This is a genomic window from Planotetraspora phitsanulokensis, assembly GCF_016863295.1.
Classification (GTDB): domain Bacteria; phylum Actinomycetota; class Actinomycetes; order Streptosporangiales; family Streptosporangiaceae; genus Planotetraspora; species Planotetraspora phitsanulokensis.
In genome coordinates, this window is the sequence record NZ_BOOP01000020.1 from 175,239 (window position 1) to 198,515 (window position 23,277).

The following is a 23,277-nucleotide window of genomic DNA, read 5'->3' on the forward strand; positions in this document are numbered from 1 at the left end:
TGACCGCTCCGGCCCTGGCTCTCAGGCCGGAGCGCCCGCTCAGCCGACCCGCGTCCTGCGGCGGCCACGGTCGGACGGGCCCTGCCACATGTGAGGTCCACGCGGCTCGCGGCCCGGCTCGCGCAGCTCGGGAACGCGCCCTGCCCGGTCGGCGCGCCTCTTACGGATGATCCACCAGCCGATGCCGAGCAGGACGAGCCCCAGGGGCGTGCGGGCCAGCCGGCGGGCGAGGATGAGCTCAAGAATCCGCTTCATACCCGTTCGACTACCCGTGACCTGCCCTTTCATGTGGTCAGCAGTCGCAGGTGACGGCGCCGACGGGAGCGGTCAGGGGGTCGGCCGGCCGGCGCTCCACGCCCTGGTCGGTCTCGACGGGGAATCCCTCCCGCGCCCAGTACTCGAAGCCGCCGACCATCTCCTTGACCGCGTAGCCGAGCCTGGCGAACTCCAGCGCGGCCCGGGTCGCGCCGTTGCAGCCGGGCCCCCAGCAGTACGTCACCACGGTGACGTCCCTGGGGATGATCGCGGCGGCCCTTTCCGCGATCTCACCCGTGGGCAGGTGCACGGCGCCCCTGATCCGGCCCTGCCGCCAGCTCTCGTCGCCGCGGGAGTCCACGACCACGATGCCGGGCTCGCCCGCGGCCAGGTCCGCGTGCACGTCGGACACGTCCGTCTCATACGACAACCGCCCGGAGAAGTGGGCGATCGCGGCGCCGCCGCCGGCCGCCGGGGTGCTCGTGACGAAGGACATCGTCGCCTCCAGATCTGAGTTCGTTACCTGTGAGCCAAGAGTGGCGGGCGGAGGCCGTCCCCGAGGAGTGGCATGAATGCCACATATCGCTAAGATCCAGCCATGCTCGAGCGTCGCGGCAGCCGTACCGTCTCGGCCCTGGCCTTCGACGGCATGAGCCCCTTCGAGCTGGGATGCGTGGTCGAGCTGTTCGGCCTGCCCCGGCCCGAACTGGGCGTCCCGTGGTACGACCTCGAGGTCTGCGCCGAGTCGGCCGGACCGCTCAGGGCCGTGGGGGGTTTCACCGTTCAGGCGGCCCACGACCTGGCGGACTTCGCCTCGGCCCGGACGGTCATCGTCCCGGGCGTGCCCGACGTCCGGGGTGAGGTCTCCCCCGGCCTGGTCGCGGCGTTGCGGACGGCCCACGATCGGGGAGCCAGGATCGTCTCGATCTGCTCGGGAGCGTTCGCCCTGGCGGCGGCGGGCCTGCTCGACGGCAGGGAGGCGACGACCCACTGGAAGTACGCCGAGCTCCTGCAGGAACGTTTCCCCGCGGTCAGGGTGAACCCCGGCGTTCTCTACGTGGACGGCGGGCAGGTCCTCACGAGCGCGGGGAGCGCCGCGGGGATCGATCTGCTGATCCACCTGGTAAGGCTGGACCACGGCCCGAGCGTGGCCAACGCGGTGGCCCGGCGGCTGGTCGTCCCGCCCCACCGCGAGGGCGGTCAGGCCCAGTTCATCGAGGTCGCGGTCACCCCGGTCGAGGACGACGACGCCGTCGGCCGGGCGATGGAGTGGGCTCTGGCCCATCTCGCCGAACCGATCACGGTGGCCGTGCTCGCCGGGGTCGCGCGGCTGTCGCCGCGAAGCTTCGTCCGCCATTTCAACCGGCGGACCGGGACCAGCCCGCTCCGCTGGGTCGTCGCGCAGCGGATCACGGCCAGCCTGCCCCTGCTGGAGACCACGGCGGTGCCGGTCGAGGAGGTGGGCGCCGCCGTCGGCTTCGAGAGCCCGGTGACGTTCCGCCACCATTTCGCCCGTGCGATGCGGACGTCCCCCTCGGCGTACCGGCGGACGTTCGGGGCGGCGGCCCCCCGGGACTCATCGCCCGCGAGCTCAGCGGGCCAGCGACTCCACGAAGCGTGACATCCCGCTGAGCCAGCGGTCGGGATCGCCGGCCTTCATCTGGAAGAAGCCGGCCACCTCCGGATGGGGCAGGATGTAGAACCGCTCCGCGTCCAGGCCCTCGACCACGTGGCCCGCGACCTCCTCGGGTTCGAGCACGGCTCCGGAGGAGATGACGGCGCGGGCCGTGAGGTTCTCGTCCTTCAGGTCCTCCCGCATCATCCCGGTGCGGACTCCCTGCGGGCACAGCACGCTGACCCCGATGCCCCTGGCCCGGTAGTGGATCGCCACCCACTCGGCGAAGGAGATCGCCGCCGCCTTGCTCACGGCGTACGGCGCGTCGCCGGGGCAGTTCACCAGGCCCGCCGCCGAGCACGTGTTGAGCAGGTACCCGCCGCCGCGCTCGACCATGGCGGGGAGCACCGCGCGGGCCGCGTAGACGTGGGCGAGGGTGTTGACAGCGAGGGTGCGCGACCACTCCTCGTCCGACGCCTCCTCAACGCCGTGGCCGGTGATGATCCCGGCGTTGGAGCAGAACAGGGCGATCTGGCCGAGGGAGCGTTCGGCGGTGTCGACGATCTCCCGGACGTCGTCCTCGACGCTCACGTCCGCCCGTACGGCCTTCGCGCGGTCGCCGATGCGCTCGGCGACGGCGGCCGCGCCCGCCTCGTCCAGGTCGGCCACGAGGATCCCGGCCGCGCCCTCCTCGGCGAACCGCACCGCCATGGCGCGGCCGATCCCGCTCGCCGCGCCGGTCACGACGACCACCTTGTCCCGAACTCGCATGCGACCCCTCCCAACCGACCAGTCGGTATCGGAACCTACGCGTCCGCCACGGCGGCCGTCAACGCGGCCGGCCGTCCGGAATGGGCAGGGAGAACCACACGGTCTTGCCTCCCGCGACGCGGCTGGTCCCCCAGCGGTCGGCGAGCTGGCTGACGACGTACAGCCCGCGCCCGTCCTCGTCGAGCGCGCCGGGCTCCCGCATGATCGGCATGCGGTGGTCGTCGTCGCTGACCTCGCACAGCAGCACGTCGGTCCGCATCAGCCTGATGGTGATCGGCCGGGAGGTCTGGCGCACGGCGTTGGTCACGAGCTCCGAGGCGAGCAGCTGGGCCGCAGGGATCATCGCCTCCAGCCCCCACATGGTGAGCGTCCTGCGGACCAGGCGGCGCACCCGTCCCGGCGTCATGGGCTGCGGCTCGACGAGCCACTGGGCGACGTCGCCGCTCGGGATGCCCTTGAACCTGATCGCGAGGAGCGTCACGTCGTCGGCCCTGGTCGCGGGGAGCACGCCGTCGCACAGCGCCTCCATGGGCGCGCCGGTGGACAGCTTGCGGCACAACGTGTCGACGCTCTGCCCGATGTCCGTCCCGCGTTCCTCCACCAGGCCGTCGGTGTAGAGGACGAGCATGCTGTCGTCGTCCGCGGCGATCTCCATCGTCTCGAACGGGGTGCACCCGAGGCCGATCGGCGGGCAGCGGGGCGGCGCGAGAAGCTCCGCCTTGCCGTCCGCCCCGACGAGGACCGGCGGCAGGTGACCCGCGCTGGCGATCGTGCACCGCCGCAGCACCGGGTCGTACACGCAGTAGACGCAGGTCGTCAGCGTCTGGGCGGCGAGCCGCTGCGCCATCTCGTCGAGCGAGTGCAGCACCTGCTCGGCCGGCAGGTCGAGGGAGGCGAGCGTCTGCACGGCCGTGCGGAGCTGGCCCATCACCGTGGCGGCCGCGAGCCCGTGGCCCATCACGTCGCCGACGACGAGCGCGACCCGGCTGCCGGGCAGCGGGATGACGTCGAACCAGTCGCCGCCGACCCGTTCGGCTGCGGGCTGGTACCGGAAGGAGATCTCCAGGCCGGGCAGCTCGGGCGGGCTTCCCGGACGGATGCCCCGCTGCAGCGTCTCCACCGTCTCGAGTTGCCGCCGGTGCAGCCGCCCGTGGAATACGGTCAGGGCGGCCGGCACGCCGAGTTGCCGGGCCGCGAGCAGATCTGCCTCGGCGAACGGCGACCGTTCCCGGGCCCGCGCGAGGACGGCGGAGCCGACCGGCCTGCCGTACGCGCGAAGGGGCACCACGATCAGCCGCTCGTCCACGAGTTCCGGCGCGCGGGAGCCGTCGCCGGCCCACTGCGGCGGAAGCCTCCCGCCGGGATCGACCCGGTGCTGCGCGCCTCCGTCGAGGTAGACCGCGGCGGCGTCGGCCAGCCGGGGCACCGCCGCCTCGCAGAAGAGCCGGGTGGCGTGCTCGGGCTCAGGGCTCTCCCCGATCGCCTGCACGGCCTCGCTCATGAAGCTGAGGAACGCGAGCGATTCCCCGTCCCAGGACACCGGAGATGCCGCTCAGAACTGCTCGCGCCGGCAGTTGAAGAACAGCTGGATCTCCGGTGGAGCCTGGGTGGTCGCCGGAGCGTACGAGATGTGGTTCTCGGTTAGGACGGTGAAGCCGGCGTCCTCGACCGCCGCGCGCATCTCGTCGCGCAGGTAGCCCGTCACCCGCACCGGCGCCCCGAGGAACTGGAAGGGAACGTCGTCGAGGTCGATCTCCACCATGCTCAGCGAGAACAGCCCACCGGGGGCGAGCGCCGCGTGGATCTTGCCGAGCGCCTCGGTGATGCCCGCGCGGGGCAACATCAGCAGCGAGAAGAACGCGGTCACCGCGTCGAAGGCGCCGAGCGAGTCGTCCAACTCGAGCACGTCGAGCTCCAGGAACGTGCCCTCGGGGACGTTCTGCCGCGCGATCTCGAGCATGACCGGGGAGATGTCGATTCCGGTGACATCACAGCCGGCCTGTGCGAACTGCTGCGCGCTGGGCGCTCCGGTTCCACAGCCCACGTCGAGGACGCGCGAGCCGGGCCTGAGCTGCTTGATCAACCATTCTCCGGCGGCAACTTGTCCCTCTTTATGAGGAAATGCGTCGTCGTAGCGGACACCGATGCGGTTGAACGCCTCGGCCTGCAGTGCGCGGTACTCCTGCCGGGCGCTACCCGAACCCGATTCGATTGTCATCTACGCCACCAATGGTGCTCAGCCGACTCCTGCTTCTCTTGAATAGGGGGTGCTCACTATTTGAGTCAAGCTATTTCACCATAAATTCAGCATTTTCCCAGTTCCGTGCAGTCAAGATGGGTTGTCAATGCGCACCGTTTCGCATGAATACCGACACTCGCGAAATATAAGCCTTAACGTAGAGATAGCTCCCATCTACTTCCGTTTCGTACGGAAGATCCCTAGCGTGTGATCCGTGACGACGGACCCCGGCCTGCTGCGCTCACGAGCCACAGGCGGGCGCGTCACCTTCCCCGAGCTCTTCTTCGACCTCGTGTACGTCTTCGCGGTCACACAGTTGTCCCACCTGCTGCTCGCCCATCTGACGTGGCACGGCGCGGCCCAGACCGCGCTGTTGCTGCTCGCCGTGTGGTGGGCCTGGGTCTATACGGCATGGCACACCAACTGGTTCGACCCCGAGCGGTCCTCCGTCCGGCTGGTCCTCGTGGGCGTCATGCTGGTCAGCCTGATCATGTCCGCCGCGCTGCCCGACGCCTTCGGCGGGCACGGCCTGCTGTTCGCCTGCGCGTACGTCACGATCCAGATCGGCCGCACCGCCCATTCGGTGATCGCCGCACCCCGGGACACACCCCTGCGCCGCAATCTCGCCCGGGTGCTGGCCTGGGCGCTCCTGTCCGGCGTCTTCTGGATCGCCGGCGGCCTGACGGAGGCGCTCGCACGCGAGCTGCTGTGGGCGGCCGCCGTCGGCGCGGACCTGGTGGCGCCCTGGGTGGGGTTCGTGACGCCGGGGCTCGGCAGGTCGGCGACGACGGACTGGTCCATCGACGGCGCGCACATGGCCGAACGCTGCCAGCTGTTCCTGATCATCGCGTTCGGGGAGTCGATCCTGGTCACCGGTTCGACCTTCGGGCAGGCCATGTCCCCGTCCTCGGCGGCGGCCTTCGCGGTCTCGTTCGCGGGAAGCGCCGGCCTGTGGTGGGTCTATTTCGGGCGCAGCGCCGAGGCCGGCAGCCGCGTGATCTCCTCCGCCGAGGATCCCGGCAGGCTGGCCCGCTCCGCCTACACCTTCCTCCATCTGCCCATGGTCGCGGGCATCGTCGTGTCCGCGGTCGGCGACGAGCTGGTCATCAGCCATCCGGGCGAGACCGGCGTGGAGGTCACCCTGACCGTGCTCGGCGGGCCGGCGCTCTTCCTCGCCGGGCACGCCCTGTTCAAGCGTGTGCTCTGGGGGCGCTTCCCCGCGTCCCACCTCGCCGGTCTGGCGGCCCTGATCGCCCTCACGCCCGCTGGGCTCGTCGCGCCGCCGCTCGCGACGGCCGCCGCCGCGGTGGTGGTCGTCGTCGCGATCGCGAGCTGGGAGTCCCTCCGCCGCAGGCGTACGTCACGCCCGGAGTGACCTAACAAGCCTGATTTTTTCATCCTTTCTCAGGACTTGACCAAATCCTGACTCTCGCCCTACCGTATCCGCCAATTGTTAGTAAAGCTTCTTAACTTCTGGAGGTGAGGATGCGAAGGACCCCCCGCTTCGCATCAGCGCTGGTGACACTGGGTCTCGTGGCGGCCGGCCTGTTAGTCGGCGGCTCCGCGAGCGCGGCGACCAACCGGCTGGAGGCGGAGAACGCCGTCGTCTCCCAAGGCGTGGTCGAGTCGAACCACGCCGGCTACTCGGGCAGCGGCTTCGTCAACGGCGACAACGTCTCGGGCAGCTACACCGAGTGGACCGTGAACGCGGCCGCCGCCGGCAGCTCGACCCTCGCGATCCGCTACTCCAACGGACCGGCCTCGGTCCGCACCGCGAACATCGCGGTCAACGGCGCCGTCGTCTCGGCCAACCGCGCGTTCAACAGCACCGGCAACTGGGACACCTGGGCCGCCGTCTCGATCATCACGAACCTCAACGCGGGCGCCAACAAGGTGCGGATCACCGCCACCAGCGCCGACGGCAACCCGAACTTCGACTACATCGACGCCACCACGCCCGGCGGGGGCGGCGGCACCGTCACCGCCGACCAGTTGCTGGCCAAGGTGACGTCGTGCACGCAGATCTCCAACGGCAAGTACAAGACCGACGAGGACGTCAGCACGGCGACGGTGCCGGTGTGCCAGAAGACCGGCGCGGTGTTCTGGAAGGCCGACATGGACATCGACTGCGACGGCGTCCGCACCACCCAGTGCAACGAGAACACCGACTGCTGCTTCTACCCCGACACCGCCTGCCACACGACGGGTGACTCCCCCCTCGACTCCGCGGCCCTGCCGTACGTCGTGGTGCCGAGCTCGAGCGGCATCTGGAACTACACGTCGAAGGGCATCGGCTGCGGCACAGTGGTCGCCGTCATCTACAACGGCAAGATCGAGTACGCGGTCGTCGGCGACACGGGACCCACGCAGATCATCGGTGAGGCGTCCCACAAGGCGGCCTCCGACCTGGGCATCGACCCCGACCCCAGCACCGGAGGCAGCGACGGCCCGGTGACGTACATCGTGTTCACCAGTTCGGGCACCAAGGTCTCGGCCATCGAGAACCACCAGCAGGCCGTCACCCTCGGCCAGCAGCTCGCCCAGCAGTTCGTCGGCGCCAACTGAACGCGTGATGTGCCCGCCCCGGCGCCGCGGGGCGGGCACATCACGGTCTCCGGCCGTCACACCATGAGGGCCCAGACCATGAAGGCGAAGGCCGCCAGGTGGACGAGGGTGCGGGCGACGTTCCAGCGCACCCACCTGCGCTCGAACCGCTCGCGCGCCAAGGCGTGCTCGGCCGCCGGGGCCGCCTCGTCGACCCTGTCGAGCGCGTTGTTGAGCGGAATGTTGACCGAGAACGTGAGCACGAGGGCCAGCGCGTACGTCACGAAGGCCGCCACCAGCAAGGGCGTTTCGGGCTCGCCGAGATGGAGGAGCACCGCCGCCAGGGTCAGCAGTGCCGATCCGCCGAAGGCGAGAAGGAACAGGCCGTTCTGGATGGCGATGTTGATCCTGCGCATCGCCACCACGAAGGTGCGGTCGTCCGACGCGGCCAGGCCCGGCATCACCGAGACCGTGTACGCGTAGAACAGCCCCGCCATCAGCCCCGTCGTCATCGTGGCGGCGAACAGGACCACGCCGCGCAGCGCCTCGCTCATGACGCCTCCCAGACACCCGTCGCGGCCGCGTCGGGAGCGTATTCGGCGAAGTCACGCGGCGGCCTGCCGAGCACCCGCCGCACGTCGTCCGACAGGTGGGCGTTGCGGCCGTCCAGGACGCTCTCGAACAGGTCGGCGAGCGCCCTCGCCTCGTCCGCGGGCATCTCCGCTGACAGTGCGGCCGCGTACTCCTCCCCCGTCACCGGCACGTACGTGACGTCCCTGCCGGCCGCCTCTCCGATCTCCGCGGCAGCGTCGGCGAATGTCAGCAGCCGCGGGCCGGTCAGCTCGTAGACCCGCCCGATGTGGCGGTCGTCGGTCAGCGCCGCCACGGCGACGTCGGCGACGTCCTCGGCGTCGACGAACGGCTCCCCGACCTCGCCCGCCGGCATCGCGATCTCACCGTCGAGCACCGGCCCGAGGAGGAAGTGCTCGCTGAAGTTCTGGAAGAAGAAGGCCGCCCGCAGGATCGTCCAGTCCGCCCCCGAGTCCCTCAACTCCTGTTCGGCGGCCTGCGCCTCGGGCTCGCCCCGGCCGGACAGCAGCACCAGCCGCCTGGCTCCGCTCGCCACGGCCTGCCGGGCGAAGGCGCGGATCGCGGCGGCCGCCCCGGGGAACGCCAGGTCCGGGTAGTAGGTCACGTACACGGAATCGGCTCCGCGCAACACGGCGGTCCAGGTGCCCGGGTCGTCCCAGTCGAACGGCGGCGCCCCGGACCTGGACCCCACCAGCACGGGCAGGTCTGCGGCCCGCAGCCTGTCCACCACACGACGGCCTGTCTTGCCGGTGCCGCCGACGACCAGCGTCGTCCTCTTCTCTCCGTCTCCTGTCATGGATCCAGTGAAATCCGCGCGGGCGATTCCGGCCATCGCTGAGAATCCCGATGGCATGTCCGACTGTCTAGACTCGGGCGCATGGACGCGTTCGCCGGCCTCCTCGACGGGCCGAGAGCCCGCGGAGCGTTCCTGATCCGCTCGATCCTCGACCCTCCCTGGTCCCTTCGCGTCGAGGACCGCGCACCGCTCACACTCGTCGCCATGGTGCGGGGCGAGGCCTGGATCGCCCCCGACCGGGGCGAGACCGTGCGGCTCGGCCCGGGGCAGATCGCGCTCATGCGCGGCCCCGACCCGTACATCGTCTCCGACGACCCGGCCACGCCGGTGCAGGCGGTGGTCCGCCCGGGAGGGTGCACCACGACCCCGGCGGGCGACGACCTGTGCGACGCGATGTCCCTGGGCGTCCGCACCTGGGGCGACTCCCCGGACGGCGCCGCGGTGATGCTGACGGGCACCTACCAGCTGGGCGGCGAGGTCGGCGGGCGTCTGCTGTCGGCGCTGCCCGCATCGCTTGCCCTCCCCGCGGGAGCCGCGGGCGCCTCGCTCCTCCCGCTGCTCTGCGACGAGATCGTCAAGGACGAGCCCGGCCAGGAGGTCGTCCTCGACCGGCTTCTCGACCTCCTCCTGGTCGCCGTCCTGCGCGCGTGGTTCGCCCGGCCGGAGGCGAACGCCCCCACCTGGTACCAGGCCCAGGGCGATCCGGTGGTGGGCACGGCCCTGCGGCTGCTCCACGACAACCCGGCGCATCCCTGGACGGTCGCCTCGCTGGCGGCGAGGACGGGCGTCTCCCGGGCGGCCCTGGCACGGAGGTTCACCGAGATGGTCGGCCAGCCGCCCATGTCCTACCTGACGAGCCGGCGCATCGCCCTGGCCGCGGACCTGCTGCGAGGCTCCGACGCCACGGTCGGCGCGGTGGCCAGGCAGGTCGGCTACGGCAGCCCGTTCGCGCTCAGCACCGCCTTCAAGCGCGTCCACGGCGTCAGCCCGCAGGAACACCGCTCGCCGCGCGCCTGAGCAGCGCGCGCCTGAACGGGGCGCGCCGGGGAGGCCCCGTGCCTCCCCGGCCTCGAACGGCTCAGCGGCCGGGGATGCGCTCGGTGACCTCCTGCAGCACGAAGCCGTTCCCGTCGGGGTCGCTGAACGAGGCGAACGAGCCGTACGAGCGCCGCTCGGGGTGGAGACCCGGCACCCGCTTCTCAGTCCCCGCGTGGTGGAAGACGCCGCCCTCGTCGTGGAAGATCTCGCTCACCTCGACGCCACGGCCGACCAGGTCGGCCCGCGCCTCTTCGATGTCGTCCACGATGAGGTGCACGTTCTGCACGGAGCCCGGCTGGGCCGTGCCGATCCCCGTGCCGACGACGATCGAGCACCGGGAGCCCGGCGGGGTGAAGTGCACGACCCGGAAGTCGGCGCCGCTCACATAGTCGACGTCCTCCCGGAAGCCGATCCGGCTGTAGAAGTCCTTGGCCCGGTCGACGTCCGCGACGGGCAGGACGATCACTTCGAGCTTGTACTCCACCATGTCCGCTCCTCAGCGATACCGGATGCCGGTCGGCATCCGGCATCCACGATCGCCCCCGGAGCGGCGCCTCGCCCCAGGGAGACACCCTGGGGCGGACCCTGGGGGTCACCGGCCGCGTGGCGCCCGGGGTCACCGGCCGCGCAGCGCCGCGGCGAGCTCGCGGCGTGATCCGATGCCCAGCTTGATGAAGACCTTGCGCAGATGCCACTCGACCGTTCGCGGGCTGAGGAACAGCACGGCGCCGATCTCGGGGTTGGTCCGGCCGGACACGGCCAGGCGGGCGATCTGCGCCTCCTGGGAGGTGAGCTCCTCGCGCGCTCCGAGGGTCCGCTGGCGTACGGTCTCGCCGGTGGCGGCCAGCTCCCGCCCGGCCCGTTCGGCGAAGCCTTCCGCGCCCATGGCGGTCAACGCGTCGTGGGCGCTGCGCAGCTGGTCCCGGGCGTCGCCGCGGCGGTTCTCCCGGCGCAGCCACTCGCCGTAAAGCAGGCGGGCCCGGGCCAGCGGCAGCCGGATCCTCGTCGCGGACAGCCGCTCGACGGCCTCGCGGTAGTGCTCCTCCGCCTGCCCCGGCGGACCGGCCAGCGCGTCGGCGAGGGCTTGGACGCCACGCGCCCAGTCCGTCCCCGCGGCCGCGGTCCGTCGCGCGAGCCGCTCGCGCGCCTGCGACGCGACCGCCTGCTCGCCGCTGCGCACCGCCGCCTCGACCAGCTCACCGAGTGTCCAGTTGAAGACGGCGAGGTCCTCGTACTCGGCGGCCTGCCGGGCTGCCTCCAGCGCGGCCTGATAGCGGCCGAGCCCGTTGAAGAGCGCGGCCTTGGCATAGCCGGCCAGGCCGAGCAGCCGGCCCTCACCGCGTGCGTCGGCGTCCTTGACCGTGGCCTCGATCAGCTCCAGCGCGGGGAGTTCCCGCCCGGTGTGGGCGGCGAGGGCGAGCGAGGCCGACGGATGCACGGCCAGGCCGGTGGCCCGTCCCAGGGCGTCGACCTCGTCGAGCAGATCCGACGCGTCCGCGAACCGTCCCTCGAACAGCAGCGCGCCGGCGCGGAAGACCAGCGCGGTGGGCAACAGCGACAACGCCCCGGTCGCGCGGGCGAAGCCGACCGCCTGCTCGGTGAGCCGGTGCCAGGCCTCGTCCCGCCACACCTCGTGCGCGACGGGACCGGTCAGCCACAGCAGGCCCGGATCCTCGTCCGTCGTGAGCGCGTCCAGCGCCCAGCGCAGAAGCGGCGCGGCCGCGGCGTACCCGTCCAGGCTCCACGACGTGAGACCGGCCAGCAGCAGACCTGCCGGGTCCTCGCCGTCGGGGACGGCTCGGGCGGCCTCCGCGGCCCGGCGCAGGTCGTCTCCGCCGAGCCGACCGGCATGTACGGCCGCGCCCAGCGCCGACAGATAGGTCTCCCGGGCCGCGGCGGGGTCCAGCGTCTCGAGCCGGCGGGCGGCCGCGAGCAGCGGCGGGCCCGCCGTCCGGCCGGGATTGAGCACGAAGGCGGCCTGGGCACGCAGGCGCTCCATCCCGGCCCGCTGCAGCGGGTCGAGCGGGCCGAGCTCGGCGGCGGCCAGCAGGTCCGGCACCAGGCCGGGGGCACCGGCCGCGAAGTGGGCGTGCGCGGCGGCCAGCGCCAGCGCCGCCCGTCGTCCCGGGTCGGCGGTCAGCTCGGTCGCACGCTCGAGGAAGGACGCCGCCGCCGCCCGGCCGCCGCGGGCCATCGCCCGGTCGGCCGAGCGTTCCAGTTCGCTCGCTACCTCCTCGTCCGGTCCCACAGCTGCGTGCGCCCGGTGCCAGGCGCGCCGGTCGGGATCCCGCCCCGGGTCGGTCACCTCGGCCAGCGCGCGGTGCACCTCGCGCAACTCGGCCGCGTCGGCCGACCGCCACGCGGCAGAGCGCACCAGCGGGTGCCGGAACCGGACCCGGGTGCCGAACTCGACCAGTCCGTCGGCCTCCGCGGGCGCGACGGCGTCCGGGCTGACGCCCAGCCGCTCGAGCGCGCGCCACAGCAGGGTCACGTCGCCGACCGGCTCGACGGCGGCGGTGAGGAGCAGACGGCGCGTGTCCGCGGGCAGCGCAGCGATGCGCCGCTGGAAACCCCCCTCCACGCGGCTCACGAGGGGTGTCGCGCTCTGCGCGCCGAACCCGAACGCCAGCTCCGCCGGGGTGAGGCCCTGGGGCAGTTCGAGCAGGGCCAGCGGGTTGCCGCGCGTCTCGGCGACGATTCGATCGCGCACGCGCGCGTCGACCGGGCCGGTGAGCACCGAGTCGAGCAGCGCCCGCGCGTCCGCGTCGGGCAGCCCGTCGACGCGCAGTTCCGGCAGGCCGCTGAGCACCTGCTCGTCTCCCGGGCTGCGCGAGGCGAAGACCAGTGCGACCGACTCGGCGTCGAGCCGGCGGGCCACGAAGGTGAGGATCACCTCGGACATCCGGTCGACCCACTGCACGTCGTCCACCACGCAGACCAGCGGCTGCTCCGACGCGGCCTCCGCGAACAGGCCGAGCACGGCCAGTCCGACGAGCAGGCCCTCCGGCGGGTCGCCGGGAGTCAGCCCGAAGGCGGTGGCGAGCGCGGCCCGCTGCGGTTCGGGCAACCGCTCGAGCCGGCCGAGCAGCGGCGCGCAGAGTTGCTGCAGCGCCGAGTACGCGATCTCGGACTCCGGCTCGACCCCGGCCGTCCGGGTCACCCGGCCGGCCGGCGCACGCTCGGTCAGATAGTCGAGCAGAGCGGTCTTGCCGGCACCCGGCTCACCACGCAGAACCAGCACGTGACTGCGGCCGTCGTGGACGTCGCGCAGCAGACGGTCGATCGTGTCCCGCTCGCGCTGCCGGCCGCGCAGCTCGAAACCCCGGAAGTTACTCGGCACCTCACCCTCCCCCGCCAGGACGCTACACCCGGCTACCGCGCCGGCCCGGACCAGGGACACCGGGGATCGACCCCCGGGTGCCTCCCTGGGGCGACGCCGGTGCCCTCCGGGTGACAGTGGCCGGCATGAAACGTCTGATCATGTTGATGGCCGCGGCGATAGTCCCGCTGTCGGCGGCGCTGGCGCCGACAGCCGCCGGCGCCGCGGTCCACCACGGCGGCGACGCCGCCACCACCGTGTGCTCCGCGGTTCCCGTCTCCGCGCCGTCCGGCGCCAAGGTCGAGTCGGTGAGGGCGGCCGCGCACGCCGGAGGTACCGTCTCGTTCCCCGACGCGCCTCCGCTGCCCACTCCGGCGCCGATCACCGATGTCCCGGCCTGGTGCGACATCACGGTCACACTCACCCATCCTGGCGCGAACGACCACGTCAATGTCAAGATCTCGCTGCCTCAGGACCCGCACAGGTGGACCGGGCGGTTCCAGGCCACCGGCGGCAGCGCGTACCTGGCAGGCGACTTCGGCGCCCCGCTGGTCACCGCGGTCAAGGCCGGTTACGTGGCGGCGGCCACCGACGCCGGCGTCGGCACGTCGCCGATCGACGTGAGCGGGTGGGCGCTGACCGCCGACGGCGAGGTCAACACCCCGCTGCTCAAGAACTTCGCCTCGCGGTCGCTGCACGACATGGCGGTCGTCGGCAAGGACGTGGCGTTGAAGTTCTACGGCAGTCCGGTGCGGTACGCGTACTGGAACGGCTGCTCGACCGGCGGCCGTCAGGGCTTCGCCGAGGCGCAGGACCACCCGGACGACTTCCAGGGCATCCTGGCCGACGCGCCGGCGACCAACTGGGACCGGTTCGCGGTCGCCACACTCTGGCCGCAGGTGGTCTTCAACGAGGAGAAGACCTACCCGACCCAGTGTGAACTCGAGGCGTTCAACACCGCCGCCGTCAAGGCCTGCGACGGCCTCGACGGCGTCAAGGACGGCATCATCGACGACCCGAGGTCCTGCCACTGGGACGCGCGGCGCCTGATCGGCACCAAGGTCCTCTGCGAAGGCAAGGAGATCACCATCTCCGCCGCGGTCGCCGACGTTGTCGACAAGATCTGGGCGGGGCCGGTCTCGCCGGACGGCGAGAAGCTCTGGTACGGGCCCAACCAGGGCGCGAGTTTCAGCTACCTGGCCCAGGTCGGAATGCCGTTCTTCGTCGCGGACAGCTGGGTCAAGTACTTCGTGGAGAAGGACCCGCAGTTCGACACGACCACGCTGACCTACCGGCGGTTCGCCCAGATCTTCCGGCAGTCCCAGCGGGACTTCAACGGCATCATCGGCACCGACGACCCGGACCTGTCCGCGTTCCGCAAGGCCGGCGGCAAGCTGCTGAGCTGGCACGGCCAGGCCGACGAGCTGGTGCCCACCCAGGGCAGCGTCGACTACCGCGAACGCGTCGACCGGCTCATGGGCGGCGACAAGAAGGTCGACGACTTCTACCGGCTCTTCCTGCTCCCCGGCGTGACCCACTGCGGCGGCGGTCCCGGCCCGCAGCCGACCGACGCCCTGGGCGCGCTGGTGAAGTGGGTGGAGAGGGGCCAGGCGCCGGCCACCCTCGCCGCCGCGACCACCGGCGCCGACGGCAGGCCCGTCACCCGTGACGTGTGCCGGTACCCGCAGGTGGCCCGCTACACCGGGCACGGCGACCCGGCGGCGGCCTCCAGCTACCGCTGCATGACGACCTGATCCATACCGATTGACGGCGGCGGTCCCGGGAGAGATCCCGGGACCGCCGCCGCGTTTCCCGCGCCGAGGTCCCCCGCCGTCGCCGCACTCCGATCTCCCGCGGGAATCGCACCCGGGACCAGGGCCCCGGCCAGGGTCTTCCCCTGGGGACCGCGGCAGGCCCGGCCGACGAGAGTGATCCGAGTACCCGATCCTGGAAGGAAGGCTGGCACTCTCATGTCCGTCCTGCTGCGCATCTACCTCGTCCGCGGCCTCGTCGCCATCGCCTGGGCCGTGGGTTTCTCGGCCGTCCACGACTCGCTGTCGGCCGCGTCGGCCGTCCTGCTCATCGCCTATCCGCTGATCGACGTGGTGGCCTCACTGCTCGACGTCCGGGAGGATCCCGGCACCCCGGCCCGGACGCTCCAGGTGTTCAACACCGCGCTCAGCGCCCTGGCGGCCGTCGCGCTGGGCATCGCGGCCATCAGCGGCGCCGCCGCGGTGCTGTTCGCGTTCGGCGTCTGGGCCGTCGTCTCCGGCGCCGCACAGTTCACGGTCGCCGTACGGCGGCGCGGTCCCGAACTGGGCCGGCAGTGGCCGATGCTGGTCGCCGGCGCACTGTCGGTCATCGCGGGCGCGACGTACTTCTTCCAGGCGGCGGGCGAGCACCCGGCCCTCGACGCGCTGGTCACCTACACGGCCGCGGGCGGCACGTTCTTCGTCCTCCAGGCCGCGGCGCTCGCCTGGCGGCGACGCCGGACGCGTCACGTCCCGGCCTGACCCCCCGAACACGACACCGTGGGTTCACCGCGTGGTCCTCCTCGACTTGCCTGTCGGACACGAGGCTGAGCAAAGTTGGCTATACAACTTTTCTCATTCTGGAGGACGACCATGCCGGACCTGCCGATTTCCTCTGCGATCGACCCCGCCGCCCTCATCGCGGGGCTGCCTCCGATGTGGCTGCGGGACAACTGCCCGTGTGCCGCGTGCCGTGATCCGCGCAGCGGGCAGAAGTTCTTTCAGATCACCGATCTGCCGGATGACCTCGCCATCGGTACCGTGACCGCGCTGCAGGTCCACGGCGCGGATGCGGTGGAGGTGATCTGGTCTCCTGACGGCCACCGTTCGGTCTACGCCGTCGAGTGGCTGACCACCCGACCGGGCGACCCGGTCGAGGTGGACCACCGCAATGAGGCCGGAAAGCAGCTGTGGGAGGCCGCGGACCTGGGGGCACTGCCAGAGGCGGACTGGTCGGCCTATCTCTCCTCGGACGGGGAGCGTGCGCGGGTGCTGGAGGCCGTGCAGCGGCTCGGCTTCGCCCTGCTGCGGTCCGTGCCGGCCGAGGAGGGGCAGGTCCTGGCCGTCGCCCGGTCTTTCGGATTCGTTCGTGAGACCAACTACGGCGAGCTCTTCGATGTCCGTGTGGAGCCCGCTCCGGACAACCTCGCCTTCTCCTCGCTGGCCATCGCCCCGCACACCGACAACCCGTACCGCGACCCGGTGCCGACCATCCAGCTGTTGCACTGCCTCCGGAACGCGGCCGAGGGCGGCGACTCCGGACTCGTCGACGGGTTCCACGCCGCGGCGCTGCTGCGCGAGGAGGACCCCGAGGCGTTCGCCGTGCTGACCCGCACCCCCGTGCCGTTCGGCTACCGCGACGCCCGCGCCGAACTGACGGCACACCGCCCGCTGATCGACCTCGACCCGATGGGCCGCATCCGCGAGGTGAGGTTCAACAACCGGTCGATGGGCACCCTGCGACTGCCCGCCCGCGAAATCGACGCCTTCTACGCGGCCTACCGCACCTTCGCCGAGCTGCTACTGCGTCCCGAACTGCTGCTGACGTTCCGTCTGGAGCCGGGCGACTGCCTGATCTTCGACAACACGCGGCTGCTGCACGCCCGCACCGCCTTCGAACAGACGGGAGCCCGGCACCTGCAGGGTGCCTACGCCGACCTCGACGGACTGGCGAGCACCTTGGCGGTGCTGCGGCGCACCGCCGTCCTGGATGAGCTCGCCGAGCTCTTCCACGGCCCGGGTTCGGCCGACTACCTCGGTGAGGCGGTCACCCAGGCCGAGCACATGCTGCAGGCGGGCGCGCTCGCCGAGGCCGCGGGCGCCCCCGCGCACCTGGTGGCGGCCGCCCTCCTGCACGACGTCGGCCACTTCGGAGGGCCGGTCAGCGGCGAAGAACTGATGGCGGGCACCGACAACAGGCACAGCCACACCGGCGCCGACCTGCTCGCCCGCTGGTTCGGTCCGGAGGTCACCGAGCCGGTGCGGTTGCACGTCGCCGCCAAGCGTTACCTGTGCGCGGTCGAGCCCGGCTACCGGGCGCGCCTCTCGGAGGCGTCGGAGTACACCCTTCAGGTGCAGGGCGGCCCCATGAACGAGCAGGAGGCCGCCGCGTTCGCCGCCTTGCCGGGTGCGGCCGACGCGGTCGCGGTGCGGCGCTGGGACGACGAAGCCAAGGAAGCCGACGCGGCGACCCCGGACTTCGAGCACTTCCGGCCGCTGCTCGCCTCGCTGCTGCGCCGCTGACCGCGCGTCAGCGGGCCGGGCCGGCATGGCGCAGGCGGGACAGAGCGGAGGCGGCGATGGAGTTGTGCACCGTGAAGGCGACGGTGCCCGGCAGGTAACGGTCCTCGGACCACTCCAGAGGCCGCCCCGCCGGATCGGTCGTGTGACGGCGTTCGCGCAGCAGGGCGGCGCCGTCGGCGCAGCCCAGCAGCCGGGCGTCGTCGGCGTCCGCGTAGGCCAGGTCGATGGTGTGGTCGGCGTCGGCGAACACGATGCCGTGCTCCAGTAGCTGCTCGGTGTAGGACACCTCGTTCACGGGCAGTTCGGCCACGAGTTCGCCGACCCAGACCGGGTACACGGTCCGCTCGATCATCACCGGACGGCCCGACAGGGTGCGCACACGCAGCGCCGCGTACACCTCGGCGCCCGGTTCCAGGCGTAGCCGCTCGCGCTCCTGGTCGTCCGCGGGGCGGACCACCATGGAATCCAGGACGGCGCCGGGTTCCTCGCCTATCGACCGCGCCCAGTTGGTGAAGCTGAGCAGTTCGGAGAAACTCTGCACCGGCGCGGCGCCGAGCACCACGCGCCGGGTGCCGCGCCGGGAAGTGACCAGGCCGTTCGAGCGCAGCAGTGCCAGGGCCTGCCGGATGGTGCCCCTGGAGACCCCGTAGTGCGTGGCGAGGGCCGCCTCGGCGGGCAGCTTGCCGCCCGAGCCGTAGGCCCCGTCCGCTATGGCATCGCGCAGGTCCGCGGCCACCCGGCGATACATCGCGCCGTCCTCCGTGCCCCGCCGCGCCCCGCCATGGTCCTTCATCCGGTCTCCCGCCGACTCCGCCGGCGCTTCCGCGAGCAGCCGCCCGGCGACTCTATCCGCCGTCTGAGCGCCGGCCGGCTCCGCCCGTCCGCCTTTGGTCGGCGTGACCAGGGCGCCTGAGTGATCTTGTACGGGCACGCCGTCTCGCCCGAAGTCGATCGTCTCGGCGTCGCTGACTCAAATACGGCGACCACGCGTGGGGGCGAGAGCCCCCACATCGGGGGTCGGGGGGTCGTCCCCCCGGTTAAACGACGAAGGGACCTGCGGGAAGCCGCCCAGAGGGCGGCGACCAGCAGGTCCCTTGTCACAAGTGGAGCTATGGGGACTCGAACCCCAGACCCCCTCCATGCCATGGAGGTGCGCTACCAGCTGCGCTATAGCCCCTTGCGACGAGTGAAACTCTACAGGACTCCGCGTGGGACCGGGTAATCGAACGGGACTCGCGAAGCCGATGTCAGGCCCAGGCCTCTGTGATACGTATGTCGTCATATGACCGCACAACGGTTCAACGAGCACCGCGATCTCCTGACCGGTGTGGCGTACCGGATCCTCGGCAGCGCCGCCGACGCCGAGGACGTGGTCCAGGAAGCGTGGCTCCGCTGGTCGGAGATCGACTCGGCGGAGATCGACAACACGAGGGCGTATCTCGTCCGCGTGACGACCAACCTCTCGATCGACCGGCTGCGCAAGGTCAGGTCGCTGCGGGAGACCTATGTCGGCCCGTGGCTGCCCGAGCCGATCATCACGGCGCCCGACGTGGCGGAGCAGGCCGAGCTGGCCGACAGCGTGGAACTCGCCCTCCTGGTCGTGCTGGAGACGCTGTCGCCGCTCGAACGCGCGGTCTTCGTGCTGAGAGAGGCGTTCGGGTTCTCCCACGCCGAGATCGCCGAGATGATCGGCCGGGGCGAGCCGGCCGTACGGCAACTGGCGAGGCGGGCGCGCGACCACGTGCGCGAGCGGAGGCCGCGTTTCGACGTGGACAGGGCGCGGCGCCGCGAGGTGACCGAGCGGTTCATCGGGGCCGCCACCGGCGGCGACCTCGACGGCCTCATGCAGATGCTGGCGGCGGAGGTCACGCTGGTCGGCGACGGCGGAGGCAAGGCGAGGGCGCCGCTGCGGATCCTCGAGGGCTCCCGCAACGTCGCCGCCTTCCTCTCCGCCATCGCGACCGAGGACGGCATCATCCGGTTCCTCCAGTCGATCGGCGCCCCGCTCACCGCGGACATCGACATGGAGATCACCGACGTGAACGGCGGGCCGGGCGTCGTCCTGAGCGCGGAGGGCCGTGTGATCACGGTCATCTCTCTCGTGATCAGCGACGGGCTGATCGAGACCGTCTACCTCGTCGCCAACCCCGACAAGATCGCCCGCCTGTCCGGGCCACCGGCGGCCGACGGGGCCTGAGAGACGCCCTCCCCGCGCCGGCGCTCCTCTGATCGAGATCGGCGCGCCGGCGCGGGGGGCAGGGGTCAGCGTCTGGTCCTCGACGATCCGAGCAGGCGCTGCAACAGGATGAACAGCAGGAGCAGGACGCCGATGGCGATCCGCGTCCACCACGAGCTCAGCGTGCCCTGGAACCTGAGGATGGTCTGGATGGTCCCGAGCAGCATGACGCCCAGCACGGTGCCGACCACATAGCCGGAGCCGCCGGTGAGCAGGGTGCCGCCGATGACCACGGCCGCGATGGCGTCCAGTTCCGTCCCCACCTCGTGGAGCCCGCTCGCGGAGATCGTGTAGAAGGCGAACAGGATGCCGCCGAGCGCGGAGCACAGACCGCTGACCATGTACGCGCGGATCCTGGTCCGGGCCACCGGCAACCCCATCAGCAGCGCCGACTGGTCGTTGCCGCCGATGGCGTACACCGCACGGCCGAAGCGCGTGTAGTGCAACGTCCAGAACGCGACGGCGAACACGACGAGCCCGATGAGCACCGTCGGCGTGAGGTTCGTCTCCTCCCCGAGCGGGATCCGCGTCTGCGCCCACTCGGTGAAGAACGGGTGCGTGATCGAGATCTGGTCGACGCTGATGACGAAGCACAGGCCGCGGGCGAGGAACATCCCGGCCAGCGTCGCGATGAACGGCTGGATCTCGAAATGGTGGATGACGTAGCCCATCCCGAACCCGAACCCGACTCCCACCAGGAGTACCAGCGGCAGCACGACGGCCACCGGCCAGTGCCACTGTCCGAGCAGGAAGGCGCACAACATGCCCGACAGCGCCGCCACCGCGCCCACCGACAGGTCGATCCCACCGGTGAGGATGACGAACGTCATGCCGATCGCGATGACGAGCAGGAAGCCGTTGTCGATGAACAGGTCGACCACGACCTGCCCCGATCCGAACGCCGGGTACACGATCGAGCCGGCCGCGAACATGGCGACCAGCAGCCCGAACGTGACCAGGACGGCGGCGTGCTCGCGCCGGATCCGTACGGGGCCTTTCACGCCGAGCGTGGTCATGCGTTCACCTCCACGTCCGCCGCGGCGGGCGAGGCCGGCGGAGGAGCCTCGGGTCTGGCCCGGCGGCGGAACACCTTCGCCCGGAAGGCCGGCGACTGGATCAGGCAGACGATCGCCACGACGACCGCCTTGAACACGAGCGTCACCTGCGAGGGGACGCCGGTGGTGTAGATCGTGGTGGACAAGGTCTGGATGACCAGCGCGCCCAATATGGTGCCCGCCAGGGTGAACCGGCCGCCGGTCAGCGCCGTGCCGCCGATCACCACGGCGAGGATCGCGTCCAGTTCCATCCACAGCCCGGCGTTGTTGCCGTCCGCCGTGGAGATGTTGGAGCTGATCATGAGCCCGGCGATGCCCGCGCACAACCCGCAGAAGGTGTACGCCAGGACGACGAGCCGCCGGGAGCGGATCCCGACCAGGCGGGAGGCCTCGGCGTTGCCGCCGATCGCCTCCAGCAACATGCCGAGGGCGGTCCGCCGTACGGCGAGGCCGGTGAGGGCGACCACCACGGCCACGACGATGACCGCGAACGGCAGCGTCAGCCAGTAGCCACCCCCGATCAGCTTGTACGGCGGGCTGTTGACGTTGATGTTCTTCCCCGACGTGATCAGCTGGGCGACGCCGCGCCCGGCGACCATGAGGATCAGCGTCGCGATGATGGGCTGGATTCCGACGCGCGCCACGAACAGCCCGTTCCAGAACCCGAGCGCCGCGGACAACACCAGGGCGAGCGCGACGGCGACCAGCACCCCGGTGACGGCGCCCTGGTCCTCCTGGCCGCTGATGAGATAGCAGGCGAGCGCCCCCGAGATCGCCACGACCGCGCCGACCGACAGGTCGATCCCGCCGGTGGCGATCACGACGGTCATCCCCAGCGCGATGAGCATGAGCGGCGAGCCGAGCAGCAGGATGTCGATCAGGCTCCCGTAGAGATGCCCATTCCTGACCTGGATGGAGAAGAACCCCGGAGTGACGACCAGGTTGGCCAGCAACATGACGACCAGCACGGCGGCCGGCCAGAAGAGTCGGTGCCCGGTGACTGCCTTCATGATGTCGTTCCGTTCGCGATGATCTCCAAGATCCCCTCGGGCGTGACGGAGGCGGCGTTGCCTATCTCGGCGATCAGGCGGCGGTCCCGCAGAACCTCGATCTTGTGACTGATCCGCAGGACCTCCTCGAGCTCCGCGGAGACGAACAGCACGGCGACGCCGTCCTCCGCGAGTGAGACGACGAGTTTCTGGATCTCCGCCTTGGCGCCGACGTCGATGCCCCGGGTCGGCTCGTCGAGGATGAGCAGCTTCGGCTGGGTGATGAGCCAGCGGGCGAGCAGCACCTTCTGTTGGTTGCCGCCGCTGAGGTTGCGGGCCGGCATGTCCGGGTCGGCAGGGGTGATCCGCAGCGCGGTCATGTAACGCCCGACCAGTTCCTGGCGCTTCGCCTGCGACAGCGGGCGCAGCCAGCCATTGGCGGCCTGCAGCGCGAGCACGATGTTCTCACCGACGGTCAGGTCCTCGATGAGTCCCTCGCTCTTGCGGTTCTCCGGGCAGAACGCGACGCCGTGCTGGATCGCGGCGTTCGGGCTCCGCAGCGGTACGGACGCCCCGCCGAGGGCGACCGTGCCGGAGTCGGCGACGTCCGCGCCGAACATCAGCCGTGCCGCCTCCGTACGGCCGGAGCCGAGCAGCCCGGCGAGACCGACCACCTCGCCGGGATGGATCTCCAGGTCGAACGGCGCGATCGCACCCTTGCGGCCGACGCCGTCGGCCTTCAGGACCGGCTCGGCCTGGACGCGGGCCGTCTCGTCGCGGACGTGCAACTGCTCGAGCGTGCTGAGCGTCCGGCCGGTCATGTGGCCGACGAGGTCGATCCGGCTGAGCCGCGCGGTCTGGTACTCCCCGACCAGGGCTCCGTTGCGCAGCACGGTCATCCGGTCGCTCACCTCGTAGACCTGGTCGAGGAAGTGCGAGACGAACAGGATCGCCACTCCGTCGTCGCGGAGCCTGCGCATGACCGTGAACAGCTGCTCGACCTCGTCGCGGTCCAGGCTGGACGTGGGCTCGTCGAGGATCAGCACCTTGGCCGAGATGTCGACCGCGCGGACGATCGCCACGAGTTGCTGGATCGCCAGGGAACACGTGTCGAGCCGCGCGCCCGGGTCGACGTCCACGCCGAACCGGGTGAGCAGCTCGGCCGCCCGGCGGCGGATCTCACGCCAGCGGATCGCGCCGGCCTTCGACGGCTCGCGGCCGATGAAGACGTTCTCCGCCACGGTCAGGTTCGGGCAGAGGTTCACCTCCTGGTAGACGGTGCTGATGCCGAGGGTCTGCGCGTGCTGGGGGCCGGTGACCGACACCCGCTCACCGCCGAGCCGCACCTCCCCCGCGTCCGCGGAGTACACCCCGGTCAGCACCTTGATGAGGGTGGACTTCCCGGCGCCGTTCTCGCCCATCAGGGCGTGGATCTCTCCGGGGAACAGCCGGAAGTCGACATCGGCCAGCGCCCGCACTCCCGGAAATCCCTTGCTGACGCCGATCATCTCCAGCACGGCTCCGGGCATGCTGGGACTCCTCTCAGAGAGAAGGC

Annotated in this window: 21 protein-coding genes and 1 tRNA gene; 8 read left to right on the forward strand and 14 right to left on the reverse strand. The window is 71.4% G+C overall.

The genetic code is table 11. The annotated features are described in order from the left end of the window. Positions 1-39: 39 nt before the first annotated feature. Both Pph01_RS22005 and Pph01_RS22010 read right to left on the reverse strand, forming a co-directional pair. Positions 40-255: a DUF6203 family protein gene (locus tag Pph01_RS22005; protein WP_204075016.1), complete on the reverse strand. Its 216-nt coding sequence runs from the start codon at positions 253-255 to the stop codon at positions 40-42. 37 nt (positions 256-292) lie between these two features. After that, the gene (locus Pph01_RS22010) at positions 293-751 is read right to left on the reverse strand and encodes a rhodanese-like domain-containing protein (RefSeq protein WP_204075017.1); all 459 of its coding nucleotides are present in this window, start codon (positions 749-751) and stop codon (positions 293-295) included. A 102-nt stretch (positions 752-853) separates the two neighbouring features. Between Pph01_RS22010 and Pph01_RS22015 the strand changes: the two genes are divergently transcribed. Further along, positions 854-1,876, forward strand: a complete 1,023-nt coding sequence (locus Pph01_RS22015; protein WP_239116910.1) for a helix-turn-helix domain-containing protein — start codon at positions 854-856, stop codon at positions 1,874-1,876. Here the strand turns inward: Pph01_RS22015 and Pph01_RS22020 are convergent. Genes Pph01_RS22020 through Pph01_RS22030 form a run of 3 tightly spaced genes read right to left on the reverse strand, consistent with a single transcriptional unit; the run spans position 1,847 to position 4,859 of the window. Next, a complete protein-coding gene (locus tag Pph01_RS22020) occupies positions 1,847-2,641 on the reverse strand; it encodes an SDR family oxidoreductase (RefSeq protein WP_204075018.1) in 795 nt (264 codons plus the stop codon). The genes Pph01_RS22015 and Pph01_RS22020 overlap by 30 nt on opposite strands. 58 nt (positions 2,642-2,699) lie before the next feature. Then, a complete protein-coding gene (locus tag Pph01_RS22025; protein WP_204075019.1) occupies positions 2,700-4,142 on the reverse strand; it encodes an ATP-binding SpoIIE family protein phosphatase in 1,443 nt (480 codons plus the stop codon). Between the two features lie 51 nt (positions 4,143-4,193). Further along, on the reverse strand, positions 4,194-4,859 hold the full coding sequence (locus tag Pph01_RS22030; protein WP_204075020.1) for a class I SAM-dependent methyltransferase: 666 nt from the start codon (positions 4,857-4,859) through the stop codon (positions 4,194-4,196). A 235-nt stretch (positions 4,860-5,094) separates the two neighbouring features. On the opposite strand from Pph01_RS22030, the gene Pph01_RS22035 reads away from it, so the two are divergent. Both Pph01_RS22035 and Pph01_RS42885 read left to right on the forward strand, forming a co-directional pair. Further along, positions 5,095-6,255 carry a low temperature requirement protein A gene (locus tag Pph01_RS22035; RefSeq protein WP_204075021.1) on the forward strand — a complete coding sequence of 387 codons (1,161 nt, stop codon included), beginning with the start codon at positions 5,095-5,097 and terminating at the stop codon, positions 6,253-6,255. 110 nt (positions 6,256-6,365) lie between these two features. Beyond that, complete coding sequence (locus tag Pph01_RS42885; protein ID WP_239116911.1) at positions 6,366-7,445, forward strand: glycoside hydrolase family 75 protein; 1,080 nt, start codon at positions 6,366-6,368, stop codon at positions 7,443-7,445. Between the two features lie 56 nt (positions 7,446-7,501). Here the strand turns inward: Pph01_RS42885 and Pph01_RS22045 are convergent, their stop codons facing one another. Next, positions 7,502-7,978 (reverse strand): anthrone oxygenase family protein, encoded by a 477-nt coding sequence (locus Pph01_RS22045; RefSeq protein ID WP_204075022.1) that lies wholly within the window; start codon positions 7,976-7,978, stop codon positions 7,502-7,504. Further along, a complete protein-coding gene (locus Pph01_RS22050; protein ID WP_204075023.1) occupies positions 7,975-8,811 on the reverse strand; it encodes an NAD(P)H-binding protein in 837 nt (278 codons plus the stop codon). Before Pph01_RS22050 ends, Pph01_RS22045 begins: the two co-directional genes overlap by 4 nt. 81 nt (positions 8,812-8,892) lie before the next feature. Between Pph01_RS22050 and Pph01_RS22055 the strand changes: the two genes are divergently transcribed. After that, positions 8,893-9,828: an AraC family transcriptional regulator gene (locus Pph01_RS22055; RefSeq protein WP_204075024.1), complete on the forward strand. Its 936-nt coding sequence runs from the start codon at positions 8,893-8,895 to the stop codon at positions 9,826-9,828. A 61-nt stretch (positions 9,829-9,889) separates the two neighbouring features. Here Pph01_RS22055 and Pph01_RS22060 read toward each other — a convergent pair whose 3' ends face one another. Continuing rightward, positions 9,890-10,336 (reverse strand): VOC family protein, encoded by a 447-nt coding sequence (locus Pph01_RS22060; RefSeq protein ID WP_204075025.1) that lies wholly within the window; start codon positions 10,334-10,336, stop codon positions 9,890-9,892. A gap of 129 nt (positions 10,337-10,465) precedes the next feature. After that, positions 10,466-13,189 (reverse strand): helix-turn-helix transcriptional regulator, encoded by a 2,724-nt coding sequence (locus tag Pph01_RS22065; protein ID WP_239116912.1) that lies wholly within the window; start codon positions 13,187-13,189, stop codon positions 10,466-10,468. 125 nt (positions 13,190-13,314) lie between these two features. On the opposite strand from Pph01_RS22065, the gene Pph01_RS22070 reads away from it, so the two are divergent. The 3 genes from Pph01_RS22070 (at position 13,315) to tmpA (ending at position 17,442) form a co-directional block, all read left to right on the forward strand. Beyond that, positions 13,315-14,922, forward strand: a complete 1,608-nt coding sequence (locus Pph01_RS22070) for a tannase/feruloyl esterase family alpha/beta hydrolase (RefSeq protein ID WP_204075026.1) — start codon at positions 13,315-13,317, stop codon at positions 14,920-14,922. Positions 14,923-15,138: 216 nt separating this feature from the next. Then, positions 15,139-15,681 (forward strand): DUF308 domain-containing protein, encoded by a 543-nt coding sequence (locus Pph01_RS22075; RefSeq protein WP_204075027.1) that lies wholly within the window; start codon positions 15,139-15,141, stop codon positions 15,679-15,681. A 111-nt stretch (positions 15,682-15,792) separates the two neighbouring features. Continuing rightward, complete coding sequence (tmpA, locus tag Pph01_RS22080; RefSeq protein WP_204075028.1) at positions 15,793-17,442, forward strand: 2-trimethylaminoethylphosphonate dioxygenase; 1,650 nt, start codon at positions 15,793-15,795, stop codon at positions 17,440-17,442. A 7-nt stretch (positions 17,443-17,449) separates the two neighbouring features. Here tmpA and Pph01_RS22085 read toward each other — a convergent pair whose 3' ends face one another. Further along, the gene (locus Pph01_RS22085; RefSeq protein ID WP_239116913.1) at positions 17,450-18,235 is read right to left on the reverse strand and encodes a GntR family transcriptional regulator; all 786 of its coding nucleotides are present in this window, start codon (positions 18,233-18,235) and stop codon (positions 17,450-17,452) included. Between the two features lie 311 nt (positions 18,236-18,546). Then, positions 18,547-18,619, reverse strand: a tRNA-Ala gene (locus tag Pph01_RS22090). 105 nt (positions 18,620-18,724) lie between these two features. Here Pph01_RS22090 and Pph01_RS22095 point away from each other — a divergent pair. Further along, entirely contained in the window at positions 18,725-19,639 is a 915-nt protein-coding gene (locus Pph01_RS22095; RefSeq protein ID WP_204075029.1) for an RNA polymerase sigma-70 factor, read from the forward strand. A gap of 65 nt (positions 19,640-19,704) precedes the next feature. Here Pph01_RS22095 and yjfF read toward each other — a convergent pair whose 3' ends face one another. From yjfF to Pph01_RS22110, 3 genes are read right to left on the reverse strand one after another with little or no spacing between them, the layout of a single operon-like run. After that, a complete protein-coding gene (gene yjfF, locus Pph01_RS22100; protein WP_204075030.1) occupies positions 19,705-20,694 on the reverse strand; it encodes a galactofuranose ABC transporter, permease protein YjfF in 990 nt (329 codons plus the stop codon). Then, on the reverse strand, positions 20,691-21,743 hold the full coding sequence (locus Pph01_RS22105) for an ABC transporter permease (protein WP_204075031.1): 1,053 nt from the start codon (positions 21,741-21,743) through the stop codon (positions 20,691-20,693). The genes yjfF and Pph01_RS22105 overlap by 4 nt, the downstream gene beginning before the upstream one ends. After that, positions 21,740-23,251 (reverse strand): sugar ABC transporter ATP-binding protein, encoded by a 1,512-nt coding sequence (locus Pph01_RS22110; RefSeq protein WP_239116914.1) that lies wholly within the window; start codon positions 23,249-23,251, stop codon positions 21,740-21,742. The genes Pph01_RS22105 and Pph01_RS22110 overlap by 4 nt, the downstream gene beginning before the upstream one ends. Positions 23,252-23,277 lie beyond the last annotated feature (26 nt).